Origin of the sequence: Streptomyces sp. NPDC007157 (genome assembly GCF_040634235.1) — a bacterium.
In the GTDB taxonomy this organism is placed as follows: domain Bacteria; phylum Actinomycetota; class Actinomycetes; order Streptomycetales; family Streptomycetaceae; genus Streptomyces.
The window spans coordinates 18,110-31,189 of sequence record NZ_JBEYFE010000024.1 but is presented as its reverse complement, the minus strand read 5'-3'; the positions used below and the strand labels follow the sequence as shown (position 1 = coordinate 31,189).

Genomic DNA, 13,080 nt, shown 5'->3' with positions numbered 1-13,080 from the left:
GTCGATTATAGTTGGCTGGCAGCCAGTCAACGCAGGAGTTCCAGCATGTCCCCTCGCAGCGCCTCGGTCAATGAAGAGTTGCGGAGGCGTTCCCGGGAGCGGCTGCTGCAGGCCGCGGTCGAGCTGGTCGACGAGCACGGTTTCGAGGCCACCACCCTGGGCGCCATCGCCGATCGGGCCGGGTCGGCGCGCGGACTGGTGTCGTACTACTTCCCCGGCAAGCGCCAGCTGGTCCAGTCCGCCGTGCACCGGCTGATGCACCGCACGCTGGAGGAGGGACTGGAGTGCGAGCCGCGCACGGAGGACGGCCGGGAGCGGCTGGCCCGGGCCATCGACGCCATCCTGGGCCTCACCCGCGACCGGCCGGTGCTGATGCGCCAGCACATGGCGGGCCTGCTCCAGGCGGAGGGCTTCGTGCAGTGCCCGGAGCAGCGCCGACTGTCGGAGCTGCTCGGCGACACCGTCGCCCGGTACGGCTCGCAGGACGTCACGGCCGACTACCCGATGCTGCGCGCCCTGCTGATGGGGGCGGTGTACGCGGCGCTGGTGCCGGGGGTGCCGATGCCGATCCCGGTGCTGCGGGCGGAGTTGTTCGAGCGCTACGGGCTCGACTGGGAGCTGGGCGTTCCCCCGGAGTCCGCGCCCGCGAGGGAGCCGCAGGACCTGTCCCGGTTCTTCGCCACGGAGGACCGGACCGGGGCCGAGTGACGGGCCTCGTCAGCGGCGTGCGTGACGCGGTACCAGAAAGCCCGCGTCGCGCGCCTGGGCGATGAGCCGGAGCGAGCGTCGGCGGCTGTGCCCGGTCGCCGACATCACGGCGAGGACGGGGTCGACACCCTCCTCCTGAGCGGCCCGGTATTTCTGGGCGACCAGCCACCGCCCCTCGATGCCCCGAGGCCAGGCGGGCCGGGCACGTCGCGGGCCGACCGCGCCCTCCGCACCGTCCGCGCCCTCCCTATCTTCCGCGCCCTCCACACCCGCCGCGCCCTCGGTGCCCTCCGTGCCGTACGCGCCGTCTTCGAAGTCCTCCCCGGTGGGCTCCTCGTCCGCGTACGACTCCAAGCCGCACGCCCGGAACAGCGGCTCCTCGATCCAGTCGGCGAGCGCCGTCAGATCGGCCAGGGACAGCGCGGGCCGCGCCTTGACGTCCTCGATCGACACCCGCCCCCCGGCCACCACGGCGAGCGCGTCGACCTGTGCGCCGTCGCCGAAGGCCAGCCTGACCTGGAACCAGGACGTGGCCCCCGTGTGCTCCTGCACCTCCCAGGCCGGCGACACGGACACCGTGCCGTCCTCCGCACGCCGATCAGAAAGATTAAGAAAGGATGCTTCTAGCACACACGAAACGTAACCTCATGATCACACTCCGGGGCGACGGACACGCGTCCGCTTCACCCCAGCGGCCCCTGTCGAGGCGACCGGGCCGGTGGGATGCTGGAGGCACCAGCCCCTCGGGCAAGGAGTCTCCCCGTGTTGCGTGTCGCCGTCGTCGGCTCCGGGCCGAGCGGGTGCTACACCGCCCAGAACCTCGTCCAGCTCGACCCCACCGTGGTCGTGGACGTCCTGGACCGGCTGCCGTGCCCGTACGGACTGGTGCGGTACGGCGTCGCCCCGGACCACGAGAAGATCAAGTCGCTGCAGGGCAATCTGCGCACGGTCCTCGAACACGAGCGGGTCCGGTTCCTCGGCGGGGTACGGATCGGCGGCGGTCCCGGCGAACTCCCGGTGGACAGGCTCCGCGAGCTGTACCACGCGGTGGTGTACTGCGTGGGCGCCGCCGGCGACCGGCGGCTCGGCATCCCGGGCGAGGAGTTGCCGGGCAGTTGGTCGGCGACCGAGTTCGTGTCCTGGTACAGCGCGCATCCGGACGCGATCGACGCCGGTTTCGTGCGCGACGCCCGCTCCGCGGTGGTCATCGGCGTCGGCAATGTCGCGGTGGACGTGGCCCGGATGCTGGCCCGTGGCGTGGCGGAACTGAGCCCGACCGACATGCCGCAGGCGGCACTGACCGCGCTGGCGGCGAGCCGGATAAGAGAGGTCCACGTGGTGGGCCGGCGCGGCCCGTCCCAGGCCCGCTTCACCACCAAGGAACTGCGCGAGCTGGGCGCCCTGCCGGACACCGAAGTCCGCGTGGATCCGGACGAGTTGGCCCTCGACCCGGCCTTCGCCGACCCGTCCGCGCTGCCCGCCGCGCAGCGCCGCAACGTGGAGGTGCTGCGCGGCTGGGGCACGGCCGGCGCCCGTGGTGCGGGGCGCCGTATCTGGCTGCGGTTCTTCCTGCGCCCGGTCGAACTGCTCGCGGACGGCGGGCGGGTGAGCGCGGTGCGCTTCGAGCGGACGGAGCCGGACGAGCACGGCGGGGTGCGGGGCACCGGGCGGTACGAGACCGTCGACGCGCAGCTGGTGCTGCGTTCGGTGGGCTATCGCGGGGTACCGCTGGACGGGCTCCCCTTCGACCCGGTGACCGGCACCGTGCCGCACACGGCGGGCCGTGTCCTGCACGGCCCCGCCGGGGTACCGGGCGGCGTCTACGTGGCCGGCTGGATCAAACGCGGCCCGACCGGCGTCATCGGCACCAACCGGCCGGACGCCAAGGAGACGGTGACGTCGCTCCTGGCGGACGCGCCCGTGCTGCTCGGCAAGGCGGTGCCGGAGGATCCGGTCACGGCGCTGCGCGCGCTGGGCATCGAGCCGGTCGCGTGGTCGGGGTGGCAGGCGATCGAGCGGGCCGAGGCGGCACTCGGCGCCCAGCTCGGCCGCAGCGTGGTCAAACTGGCGGACTGGGACACCCTGCTGACGGCGGCACGGTCGGGGGCGTAGCGGAGTCGACCGCGACCAGGTGGGCAGGACACGTATCGGCAACACCGCGGAAATCAACAAACTGTTCAATCCGCTTACGGTCTGGTCCTGACCGGATGTCGTCCCCGCCGCCGCTCTGGAGTCCCCGTGTCCACCACCGACGCCCCCGCCCCCGCCCCCTCCTCCGTCCATCCCGTCGACGAGATCCCACCCGTACGGCAACTGGCCGCCTTCGGCCTGCAGCACGTGCTCGCGATGTACGCGGGTGCCGTCGCCGTCCCGCTGATCGTGGGCGGCGCGATGAAGCTGTCGCCCGCAGACCTGGCATACCTGATCACCGCCGACCTGCTGGTGTGCGGGGTCGCGACGCTCATCCAGTGCATCGGCTTCTGGCGCTTCGGCGTGCGGTTGCCGATCATGCAGGGCTGCACGTTCGCCGCGGTGTCGCCGATGGTCCTCATCGGTACGACGGGCGGCGGACTGCCCGCGATCTACGGCTCGGTGATCGTCGCGGGTCTGGCGATCATGCTCCTGGCCCCGGTCTTCGGAAAGCTGCTGCGCTTCTTCCCGCCTCTGGTCACCGGCACCGTGATCCTGATCATCGGGGTCTCGCTGCTGCCAGTCGCGGGTAACTGGGCGGCGGGCGGCGCCGGTGCCAAGGACTTCGGGGAGCCGAAGAACCTGGCGCTGGCGGCCTTCGTGCTCGCGGTGGTGATAGGCGTCCAGCGGTTCGCTCCGGCCTACCTCGCCCGGATCGCGGTCCTGATCGGCATCGCGGTCGGCCTCGCGGCCGCGGTGCCCTTCGGGTTCACGGACTTCAGCGGGGTCGGCGACGCGGACTGGCTGGGCATCAGCACGCCGTTCCACTTCGGCACGCCGACCTTCAAGGCGTCCGCGATCGTCTCCATGCTGGTGGTGGCCCTGGTCACCATGACGGAGACCACCGGTGACCTGATCGCGGTCGGCGAGATGACCGGCCGGAAGGTCGAGCCGCGCTCCCTCTCCGACGGTCTGCGCGCCGACGGTCTCTCGACCGTCCTGGGTGGTGTCTTCAACACGTTCCCGTACACGGCGTTCGCGCAGAACGTGGGCCTGGTCGGGATGACCCGGGTGCGCAGCCGCTGGGTGGTCGCGGCGGCCGGCGGCATCCTGGTGCTGCTGGGTCTGCTGCCCAAGCTGGGCTCGGTGGTCGCGGCCGTACCGGCTCCGGTGCTCGGCGGTGCGGGACTGGTGATGTTCGGGACGGTCGCGGCCAGCGGCCTGCGCACGCTCGCGACCGTCGACTTCAACGGCAACAACAACCTGACCGTGGTGGCCGTCTCGGTGGCGGTCGGGGTGCTGCCGGTGGGGGTGCCGACGGTCTACGAGAAGTTCCCCGACTGGTTCCAGACGGTGATGAACAGCGGTATCAGCGCGGGCTGTCTGACGGCCATCGTCCTGAACCTGCTCTTCAACCACCTTCCGGTGAGGGCGAGTTCGGGCTCGCAGGCGGTGAAGGCGAGCTGACGGGATCGGCTGGGCGCGGGCCGACCGCTCACCCTTGCGCGGACGGCCTACGCGTCGGCGGCGTCGGTCGTGAGCACGGGGCCGGCCCGCGCCCGTCGATCCCGCGCAGGACGTCGTGCGGTACGGACCGGAAGCGCACCGGCTCCCCGATCAGGGGAGGTACACGTTGATGCGTCAACTTCATTGACGGGATTCAGCCCGGTCCACTCGACGGCGGGACGCCCGCAGGAGGAACGCCCCCGACCGCGCGTCCATGGGCCCTCAGGCCCGGGTACGCCTTCGCACCTTGCCGCCCACCCCGGGCCGCCCGGTCAGCTCGGGTCCTCCTCCAGCTTCTCCACCACGCGGTCGGAGAGCTGAGCCAGCATCCGCAGCTCCGCCGGCGTGACATGGTCGAGGAAGAGTTCGCGCACCGCCTCCACGTGCCGCGGGGCGGCCGCCTCGATCGCCGCGCGCCCCTCCTCCGTGATCACCACGAACGCGCCGCGGCCGTCCTCGGCGCACTCGTCCCGAACGACCAGCCCGCGCTTCACCATGCGGGCGATGTGATGGGACACCCGGCTCTTCTCCCATTCCAGCGCCCGGGCGAGATCCAGGATCCTCCGTCGCCCGTCCGGTGTGTCCGTCAGCTCGACCAGCACTCCGAAGTCCGCGGCCGACACATTCGACTCCGCCTGCATCAGGCGCGACAACCGGCCCCGCAGCCTGTCGTTCAGCCGGAGGAAGCCCCGCCACGCGTGCTGCTCGTCCGCCGTCAACCAACGCACCCTCTCGCCCATGAGGCCGAGTGTAGACGTGGTTGACATTTCATCGAACCGCTGGATTCCCGCGCGGAGTGATGACGGCGTTCGGCAGGGCGGGGGCGGGAAGACGGCTCCCCGGGTAGCCCTCGACGGCTCCGAAGCGGTCGGAGGACGCCTCCCAGTCCGCTCGGGCCCGGACGATGTCGTCATGACTCCGGCCGATGAAGTTCCACCACATGACGATCTCCTCCTCGAAGGGAGGTCCTCCGAGCAGGATCGTCCGTGCCGGGCCGTCCGACTCGTTCACCAGCGTCAGGGTGTCCACGCCGCAAGGGACGTACCCGAGTTCGGCCGGCCGCAGCACGGTGTCGATCAGGCGGACGTCCCCGCTGTCCACGAGGAGGCCGTGTTCGAAGTCGGGCGCCACGGTGAGGGTGACCGTCGCCCGCGGTTCGAGAACGACCTCCGCTCCGAGGAGTGGGGTGAAGCTTCGTACCGGAGATGCGCTGCCGGCGAGCGAGCCCAGGAAGACCCTGATCTCCGCCCCGTCGACACGCGCGGGTTCCGGCACGTAGTGCTGGAAGTCCCGATCGGCGGCACGGTGCTGCCCGGGCAGCGCCACCCACAGCTGGACGCCGTGGATGACGGTGGTGCCCGGGGTGGAGACCTCCGAGTGGGCGATGCCGTGACCGCCGGTCATGAGGTTCATCTCTCCGGGACGGATCAGGGCATGGGTGCCGAGGCTGTCACGATGCTCGATCTCGCCGCTGAACAGCCAGCTCACCGTCTGCAGTCCGGTGTGCGGATGGGGGGCGACGTCCATGCCGCCCGTGGCTGTCACATCGACGGGGCCGTAATGGTCGGCGAAGCACCAGGCCCCGATCAGCGTCCGGGCCCGCTGGGGCAGCGTCCGACGCACGAGCATCGCACGCGGGCCGCCCAGGGGCACTTCTCGCGCCGACAGCACACCGACCCGGGGCCCTCCGGCCGGCCGGTTCCCGTCACCCGGGGCACCGCACCGTACTTCCGCAGGCCGGGTTTCCACGTTGCTCATGAGGAGCACCTCCCCCACACTTTGGTTGTCGTATCAACTATCATGCCATGAAGGCGGCTCGGACACGCACAGAGCCGCGGCCAAGGCCGGACTCGACCGCGAGCACCGGCCGGCGGGACAAGCCGTGCACCGTGCCGCACGCGCGACACCTCCCACTTTGATTGACACGTCAAGTAAATATTCCCCGGGATTCGAGTCACCCCGCGGGTGAACCGACCACTCACGAAGGAGCCCACCCATGTCTGATCTCGTCTTCGGCCTGGACACGTTCGGCGACGTGCCGGAAGACGACTCCGGCAACCGGGTCTCCGACGCCCGCGCCATCCGGCAGGTCCTCGACGAGGCCGTACTCGCCGAGGAGATCGGCGTCGACGTCATCGCACTCGGGGAACATCACCGCCCGGAGTTCGCGATCTCGACCCCGGAAACCGTCCTCGCCGGCATCGCGACCCGCACCAGCCGCATCCGGCTGGCCTCCGGCGTGACCGTGCTGAGTTCCGACGACCCGGTCCGGGTGTTCCAGCGGTTCGCGACCGTGGACGCCCTCTCGAACGGCCGGGCCGAGGTCATCCTGGGCCGCGGCTCCTTCACCGAGTCGTTCCCGCTCTTCGGCTACGACCTCGCCGACTACGACGTGCTGTTCGAGGAGAAGATCGAGCTCTTCGCCAAGCTGCTGGAGGAGAAGCCGGTCACCTGGAGCGGCACCAAGCGGGCACCGCTCAAGGACGCCGACGTCTTCCCCAAGACCGAGTCCGGGCACCTGAGCACCTGGGTCGGTGTCGGAGGTTCGCCCCAGTCGGTCGTCCGCACCGCCCACTACGGTTTCCCGCTGATGATCGCCGTCATCGGCGGCGCCCCGGAACGCTTCGCGCCGTACATCGACCTCTACCAGCGCGCCACCGAGCAGTTCGGCACCACCGCTCACCCGGTCGGCCTGCACTCGCCCGGCTTCATCGCCGACACGGACGAGGAGGCCAAGGAAGCGCACTGGCGGCACTACAAGGTCATCCGGGACCGCATCGGCAAACAGCGGGGCTGGGCGCCGGTCCGCAAGGCGGAGTACGAGGCCGAGATCGAGAGCGGCTCGCTGTACATCGGATCGCCGGAGACGGTCGCCCGCAAGATGGCCCGCGCGATCAAAGCACTCGGTGTCGGCCGTTTCGACCTCATCTACACCAACGGCGCGCAACCGATCAGCGCTCGCCTGCGCGCCGTCGAGTTGTACGGCACGAAGGTCATCCCCATGGTCCGCGAACTCCTCGCGGACTGACACCGGGAACGGAGAAGAGATGCCCGCCAACACCGTCCGCACCGTCGGCATTCTGGGTGCGGGAAAGGTCGGCACCGTGCTGGCCCGCCTGGCCCTGGCCGCCGGTTACCGCGTGTTCGTCGCGGGGTCGGGCGACCCCGCCAAGATCGCCCTCACCGTCGAAGTCCTCACCCCAGGCGCGGTCCCGGTGACCGCGGCCGAGGCCGCGGCACAGGCGGATGTCGTCGTCCTGGCCCTTCCGCTCGGCAAGTACCGCAGCGTGCCCGCCGACGCCCTGCGCGGCAAACTCGTCATCGACGCGATGAACTACTGGTGGGAGGTGGACGGCAGCCGCGAGGACCTCACCGACCCGCTCACCTCGTCGAGCGAGATCGTGCAGTCGTATCTGCCCGAAGCTCGTGTGATCAAGGCGTTCAACCACATGGGCTACCACGACCTGGAGGACGGGGCCCGGCCCGAGGGAACCGCGGGTCGCAAGGCGATCGCGATCGCCGGCGCCGATCCGGACGACCTCGCCACCGTGGCCGGCCTCGTCGACGCGTTCGGATTCACCCCGGTCATCGCGGGCCCGCTCGCCGAAGGAGTTCGCCTCGAACCGGGCACCGAGCCCTTCGGTGCCAACGTCGGCGCCGACGAACTGCGCGCGATGCTCGACCGCTTCCCGGCATCGGACCGGGGACGGGCCGTGATCAGCGCGCGGACCGCGGCTTCGGCACGGGCCGAGGACGCGGCCTGACCACCGGCCGAGGTGGCGAGGCGAGCACCGGCCCTCGGGCCTGGGCGGACCCTGGTGACGCGGCTCGGCAGCGGTGCCGGACGCCCGCGAATCGTCAGCGGCGGAGGAACAGTTCTGCCGGAACCGCCTCCGCCAGGATCCCGTACCCGGCCGGGTTGAGGTGCAGCCAGTCCCCCACCTGGAGGTCGGCCCGCAGCCGGCTCGGATCGGCCGGATCCCGTACCACCCGGTCGAAGTCGATCACGGCATCGAAATGACCACGGATCCAGGCGTTCACCCGCTGCCGGGCCGCCTCGCGCACGCCCGCCCCGTCGTCGTAGGCGTTGCCGCCGAAGGGCAGCAGGGTGGCGCCGTAGACCCGGATGCCCTGGGCGTGGGCGCGGACCACGATCTGCCGGTAGGCGGCGATCAGGTCTTCGGCCACGGCGCGCTGGGCGTCCGGGGTGGCCGCGGCGGTCCCGATGTCGTTGACGCCCTCGAAGACGATCAGCCAGGAGACCCCGCTGCGGGACAGGACGTCCCGGTCGAGGCGGGCCAGGACATTGGGGCCGAGCCCGTCGTTCAGCACCCGGTTGCCGCCGGCCGCCTGGTTGAGGACCGCGATGTCCGAGGTGGCCGGGCGGGCCTGGAGGCGGTCGAAGAACTGGTCGGGCCAGCGGTCGTTGCCGTTGGTCGTGGATCCCCGGCCGTCGGTGAGCGAGTCACCGAGCACGGCCACCGCCCGGGTCGCGGCCGGCGCCGCCACCTCGACGTCGCTCAGCAGATACCAGTGGTCGGCCGAGGCGGCACCGCTCAGGTCCGGGTCCCGGGTGTGGTCGCCGGTGACGAGGTACGACGTGGTGCGCGACCCCGGATGCGAGGTGAGCGCCAGATCGGGCTGGCCCTGCGCGGTGTAGGCGGTGACGGAGAGGTTGGATCCGGGGGCCAGCTCGAAAGCGACGGGATCGGAGACGACCTGGGCGCCGACCGGGACCACGGTCGCGGTACGGCCCGAGAACGTGACCGGGTGGAGGCTGCCCGGCACGATCGCGCGGACCCCCGCCCGCCCGTCCTGCGGGAGCGCCACGGTCACCGAGGTGAGCGGGAGCGGGGTGTCGCCGTAGGCGTTGGAGAAGCGCAGCCGCAGCCGATGGCCGCCGGTGGTGACGCGGACGGTCTGCCGCAGGGTGGTGTCGACCAGCACCGACCTCTCCCCCGTGAAGGGCGCGGGCGGCAGATTGCCGGGCTCGGTGAGCTGCGGCATGCCGGTCCAGGTGTTCACCCAGTGGCTGCCCCGGTACGACTGTGCGCCGGCCGGCCGGGGACCGCGGACCAGCGCGGTGACGGCCGTGGCGGTCACGACCAGGGCGAGAGCCAGGACGCAGGCGCTGAGGAGCGTGACGAGCGGTGTTCTGCTGGGCTGCGGCTTCACGGGAGCCTTCCTGACGAGGGACGGCGACGGGGCCGTCGTCAACTGACCGTGCAGGTGGTGCCGTTGAGGGTGCACGCGGTGGGGCCGCGGTGTTGCCGATGTGACCGGCCTGGTGGCCGATGCTCACGCTCACATGGAAGCGCTCCCACGCGCCTTCGGGGGTGCGGCCGGACCGGAACGGATACTGCGCTAGGCGTTGACTAGAAAGCGCTTGCATCCTACGTTCCGTTCAGCACCGTGACCACCGGTTCCAGCAATGGTCCCCACCGGGCAGATATCTGCATTTCAGGTTCTGCGAGATGGACGTCGTTCACGTACGCGTTCATCCGTCGAACCCCCAGGAGGACCCCCCACTCGACAGAAGGCATACGGGACATGACTTCACGAGCACGAACCAGCGCGCGGGCGCTGGCGGGCGGACTGGCCGCATTCGGACTCTCGCTTGGCATGATCATGACTGACGGGGCCCAGGCGAACGCGGCCACCTGGCCGACCGCGAGCGGCAGCCAGGCCGTCACCGCGACCATCAAGCTGTCGGGCACGAAGGACTACGGGATGCTGCGCCTGTACGGCAGCGGCGACCTGGGCAGCGGTGGCCAGAGCGAGGACCAGGACCCGATCCTCGACCTGGCGGCCGGCACGGTCCTGAAGAACGTCATCATCGGCGCGCCCGCCGCGGACGGCATCCACTGCGAGGGCAGTTGCACCCTGCAGAACGTGTGGTGGGAGGACGTCGGCGAGGACGCGGCGACCTTCCGCGGCTCCTCCTCGTCCAACGTCTACACCGTCTCCGGCGGCGGCGCGAAGGAGGCCAGCGACAAGGTGTTCCAGTTCAACGGCGCCGGGACACTCAACGTGTCGGGCTTCGCCGTGCAGAACTTCGGCAAGCTGGTCCGCTCGTGCGGCAACTGCTCCACGCAGTACAAGCGCACGATCAACCTCAACACCGTCGAGGCGACCTACAAGGGCAGCGCGCTCGTCGGGATCAACACCAACTACGGCGACAGCGCGACGCTGAAGAACATCACGATCGTCGGGGACAGCAGCAAGAAGATCGTGCCGTGCCAGAAGTACATCGGGAACAACACGGGCGCGGAGCCCCCGACGAACGGAAGCGGGCCGGACGGGACGTACTGCAAGTACGCGAGCTCGGACATCACCTACAGGTGAGCCCCAGCGGTGGGGTCGTCGCCCCTTGCCGGGCGGCGGCTCCACCGCAGCGGGTCCGTGTCCGCTCCGGGGCGGGGACCCTCACCGGTGTGCGGGCCGAACGAGGGGACCCGGAGAGGGAGTTGGCGAGAACGGCGGAGAGCGTCGAGCCCCGGCGGGTCGCGCGGACAGGCCGGTCCCGCACACCCGGTCCGTCACTTCACGGTGTCGGTGACGCCGTGGCGGGTCGTCGCCCGGGCGGGCACCGGAGGCTGGTCCGGCCAGGCGCACGCGTACCGGGGATCGCCGCCACGGCTCAGCCGGACGAAGCGCAGGAGTTCGCGGACGATGCCCGCGTTGCCCATCGCCCAGCCGGTGCACGGTTCGAGGTCGCTCGGGGTGGCCCGGTGCTCGAAGTTGGACCAGCGGGCACCGTCCTCGTCCCGGATCGCGCGGGCGGCGAGGTCCGCGACGAGGAGGTGGGCGAAGTCGTACGGGTCCCGCTGTTCGGCGATCCGGTCCGAGGCCAGGGCGAGGACGCCCGCGGTGCCGCAGCAGCGGCCGTTGTTGTCCCAGAAGCCGGGGCGCAGCCGCTGCGGCAGGCCGGAGTGCGTGACCGTGTGCCAGCAGCGGTCGGCGAGGGCGGTCCAGCCGGGGTCGGCCGTGACGTCCCGCAGCAGCCGGAAGGCCTGGGCGTCGCCCGCCGGGCCGTGGCACCAGCCGTAGCTCACGGGATCGATCACGTCGGGGCGGAACTGAGGGGTGGAGTGCGGCACCAGGAAACCCTCCGGCCCCGCCTGGTCACGCGCCACGACGTCCGCGGCACCGGCCAGCGCCAGTTCCACCAGGTCCGTACGGCCGGTGGCGCCGCCGACCCGGGCCAGCGCCAGGACGATACCGAGCGCGCCGTGTGAAACGTGGTGCAGACGGGAGTCGACACCCTTGCGATGGGGCCACTGGACGCCCGCCGCAGTCGGCTCCGCCGTCCGCAGATACGGCTCCACGGCCAGGACGGCCAGTTCGGGGTCGCCGGCCGCGAGTGCCCCGAGGCCGATCCCCGCGTTTCCGCCCATCAGCTCGAACAGGTCCCCCCAGCGGGTGCCGTCGAAACGTGACCGCACGATCGTCAGCGCGCGGTCGGCCGCGGCACCGGCGGCCTTGTCGCCGAGTTCTTCTTGAAGTGCCCGCAGGACGAGCGCCATCCCGGTACGGCCGAAGTACAGGGAGTCGTCGTCGATGCCGTCGACGGCGTCCGCGATGCTGCGGCCCGTGCGCAGGGCGGTGTCGGCGTAGGAGTCGTCGCCGAAGTGCCGCCACGCCTCCAGGAGCACCAGGACATGCCCGGCCGTACCGCTGTAGAACATGGGGTTGAGTTCGTCGTCGGAGCGGCGGTTCGGCCAGGCGAGTCCCCCGTCGGAGGTCTCCCGCGCGGACTCGGTCAGCCAGCGCAGACCGTCCAGCGCGAGCCCCTCGACTTCGTCAACCGCCACTGTCGTGGCCTGTGATGCGGTCATGGGCCCACTCTTCCACGATCTTCAAGGGTCGCCCAGGCCGGAGTTCCTCGGAGCCCTGGAGCCCGAGGCTCCTCCGTGGCCGAACCGACGTCCGGTGGCGTCAGTCGGCCGGGTCCCCCGCCGGCTCGCCCAGTTCCGTGCGGTAGGCCGCGTAGGCCGTGCGCAGTCGGTCGCCCGGCCAGTCGGCGGGCAGGAGTTCCGGCGGCAGGACGGGGTCGGTCAGCAAGTGGCGTACGGCCGCCGCGAAGAGCGTCAGGCGGTCGGCGGGGCGGGAGGATTCGGCCGCGCGGGTCAGCAGGGCGCGGGCGGTCTCGGCCCAGGTGGTCAACGGCCAGAGGTGGGCGGCCAGTTCGGGGGCGGGGCGGGAGGGGCGGGCCGTGCAGGGCTCGGCGATCGCCAGCACCTCGTCGGGGAGGGGTCTGGCGAGGTTCGCCGGGCGCAGCCAGACACCCTCCCGGAGTTCGGCCAGGCGCAGGGCGGTCAGGCGGGTGCGCAGGTCGGCGCGTTCGGCGGGGCCGCGGCCCGTGGTCGTGATGATCAGCATCTCCCAGTCGCCGTCCCACGCGCGCGTGCGGGGCCGTACCGCCTCGTCCTGGCGCCGCTGGCGGGCCAGGAGCCGGTCGCTGAGGCCGTAGACGGCGTCGTCGGTGCGGCGCAGGTCGCCGGCCGCCGTCATCCGGCTGAGCGCGGCCCGGAGCGCGGAGCCGCCGACCCCGAACGGCTCCACGAGGCGGACCAGGTCCTTCACGGGCAGCCGGGGCGGATGCGTGCCCAGCAGCAGGCTCAGCACGACCGACCGGGCGGACAGCGGCCGCAGGTCGACGCCGGCGGGCTCGGCGGACACGTTCATGCGCATGGTCACGTACTGTACGTGCGGCTTGTTATTGCATCATTGCTA

Annotated in this window: 12 protein-coding genes; 6 read left to right on the top strand and 6 right to left on the bottom strand. The window is 71.4% G+C overall.

Features of this window, described 5'->3' with window-relative positions; all coding sequences use genetic code 11:
- Window positions 1-45: 45 nt before the first annotated feature.
- The gene (locus ABZ642_RS34390; protein ID WP_360491324.1) at window positions 46-708 is read left to right on the top strand and encodes a helix-turn-helix domain-containing protein; all 663 of its coding nucleotides are present in this window, start codon (window positions 46-48) and stop codon (window positions 706-708) included.
- Window positions 709-717: 9 nt separating this feature from the next.
- On the opposite strand, the gene ABZ642_RS34385 is transcribed toward ABZ642_RS34390, so the two are convergent.
- Complete coding sequence (locus ABZ642_RS34385) at window positions 718-1,284, bottom strand: DUF6214 family protein (protein ID WP_360491321.1); 567 nt, start codon at window positions 1,282-1,284, stop codon at window positions 718-720.
- Between the two features lie 186 nt (window positions 1,285-1,470).
- On the opposite strand from ABZ642_RS34385, the gene ABZ642_RS34380 reads away from it, so the two are divergent.
- Both ABZ642_RS34380 and ABZ642_RS34375 read left to right on the top strand, forming a co-directional pair.
- On the top strand, window positions 1,471-2,820 hold the full coding sequence (locus ABZ642_RS34380; protein WP_360491318.1) for an FAD-dependent oxidoreductase: 1,350 nt from the start codon (window positions 1,471-1,473) through the stop codon (window positions 2,818-2,820).
- Window positions 2,821-2,946: 126 nt separating this feature from the next.
- Window positions 2,947-4,305 (top strand): nucleobase:cation symporter-2 family protein, encoded by a 1,359-nt coding sequence (locus tag ABZ642_RS34375; protein WP_360491315.1) that lies wholly within the window; start codon window positions 2,947-2,949, stop codon window positions 4,303-4,305.
- Window positions 4,306-4,616: 311 nt separating this feature from the next.
- Here the strand turns inward: ABZ642_RS34375 and ABZ642_RS34370 are convergent, their stop codons facing one another.
- Together ABZ642_RS34370 and ABZ642_RS34365 are read right to left on the bottom strand one after the other, a co-directional pair.
- Window positions 4,617-5,084: a MarR family transcriptional regulator gene (locus ABZ642_RS34370; RefSeq protein ID WP_360491312.1), complete on the bottom strand. Its 468-nt coding sequence runs from the start codon at window positions 5,082-5,084 to the stop codon at window positions 4,617-4,619.
- Between the two features lie 28 nt (window positions 5,085-5,112).
- Window positions 5,113-6,102 carry a pirin family protein gene (locus tag ABZ642_RS34365; protein WP_360491309.1) on the bottom strand — a complete coding sequence of 330 codons (990 nt, stop codon included), beginning with the start codon at window positions 6,100-6,102 and terminating at the stop codon, window positions 5,113-5,115.
- Window positions 6,103-6,340: 238 nt separating this feature from the next.
- On the opposite strand from ABZ642_RS34365, the gene ABZ642_RS34360 reads away from it, so the two are divergent.
- Both ABZ642_RS34360 and ABZ642_RS34355 read left to right on the top strand, forming a co-directional pair.
- Window positions 6,341-7,372, top strand: a complete 1,032-nt coding sequence (locus tag ABZ642_RS34360) for an LLM class flavin-dependent oxidoreductase (RefSeq protein WP_360491306.1) — start codon at window positions 6,341-6,343, stop codon at window positions 7,370-7,372.
- Between the two features lie 19 nt (window positions 7,373-7,391).
- The gene (locus ABZ642_RS34355) at window positions 7,392-8,108 is read left to right on the top strand and encodes an NAD(P)-binding domain-containing protein (protein WP_360491303.1); all 717 of its coding nucleotides are present in this window, start codon (window positions 7,392-7,394) and stop codon (window positions 8,106-8,108) included.
- A gap of 94 nt (window positions 8,109-8,202) precedes the next feature.
- Here ABZ642_RS34355 and ABZ642_RS34350 read toward each other — a convergent pair whose 3' ends face one another.
- The gene (locus ABZ642_RS34350; protein WP_360491300.1) at window positions 8,203-9,519 is read right to left on the bottom strand and encodes an SGNH/GDSL hydrolase family protein; all 1,317 of its coding nucleotides are present in this window, start codon (window positions 9,517-9,519) and stop codon (window positions 8,203-8,205) included.
- 375 nt (window positions 9,520-9,894) lie between these two features.
- Between ABZ642_RS34350 and ABZ642_RS34345 the strand changes: the two genes are divergently transcribed.
- Window positions 9,895-10,689 carry a pectate lyase gene (locus tag ABZ642_RS34345; RefSeq protein WP_360491297.1) on the top strand — a complete coding sequence of 265 codons (795 nt, stop codon included), beginning with the start codon at window positions 9,895-9,897 and terminating at the stop codon, window positions 10,687-10,689.
- A 194-nt stretch (window positions 10,690-10,883) separates the two neighbouring features.
- Here ABZ642_RS34345 and ABZ642_RS34340 read toward each other — a convergent pair whose 3' ends face one another.
- Together ABZ642_RS34340 and ABZ642_RS34335 are read right to left on the bottom strand one after the other, a co-directional pair.
- Window positions 10,884-12,182, bottom strand: a complete 1,299-nt coding sequence (locus tag ABZ642_RS34340; protein ID WP_360491294.1) for a lanthionine synthetase LanC family protein — start codon at window positions 12,180-12,182, stop codon at window positions 10,884-10,886.
- A 100-nt stretch (window positions 12,183-12,282) separates the two neighbouring features.
- On the bottom strand, window positions 12,283-13,038 hold the full coding sequence (locus tag ABZ642_RS34335) for a PaaX family transcriptional regulator C-terminal domain-containing protein (protein ID WP_360491291.1): 756 nt from the start codon (window positions 13,036-13,038) through the stop codon (window positions 12,283-12,285).
- Window positions 13,039-13,080 lie beyond the last annotated feature (42 nt).